The organism is Bulleidia sp. HCP3S3_C9, assembly GCF_052064035.1.
Taxonomy (GTDB): Bacteria; Bacillota_I; Bacilli_A; order Erysipelotrichales; family Erysipelotrichaceae; genus Bulleidia.
Window position 1 is genome coordinate 1 of the sequence record NZ_JBQHWJ010000150.1, and the last position, 421, is coordinate 421.

The following is a 421-nucleotide window of genomic DNA, read 5'->3' on the forward strand; positions in this document are numbered from 1 at the left end:
TGTAAACAATTTGAATACCAGCATCAAATAATTTGAATACTTCGGAATTTCACGTTATGTCTTCTGGCATTTAATTTGATTTTCTTAGTGTATTTAATGTGACGTTCTACAGTATACTTTCTTTCTGAGATTTTTACAAACTTCAAGAAGGTATTCTCGTGCACTTTTTGTTCCATATCTGGCTTCTGTATGCGTGGAATCAACAATAATGGTTTTAGACAGTTTGATTCCGTTCTCTGCTGCTATCTGTACACTCTTTGAAATCAGGGCATCCATGACGGATTCATCTTTCAGGCGCAGTTTTCTGAACTTGGTAAGACTTGAAAATTCAATTACATCTTCTTCGGGTGCAAGACCAAGAAAATATTTGAACGCCATATCTGTACGTGTTCTTTCAACAACATCTCTGTCAGAAAGCTCA

Annotated in this window: 1 pseudogene; it reads right to left on the bottom strand. The window is 35.9% G+C overall.

From position 1 onward, the window contains the following. Positions 1–111: 111 nt before the first annotated feature. Positions 112–421 (bottom strand): annotated as a pseudogene (locus tag ACTND6_RS11200) (transposase); the annotation flags it as partial.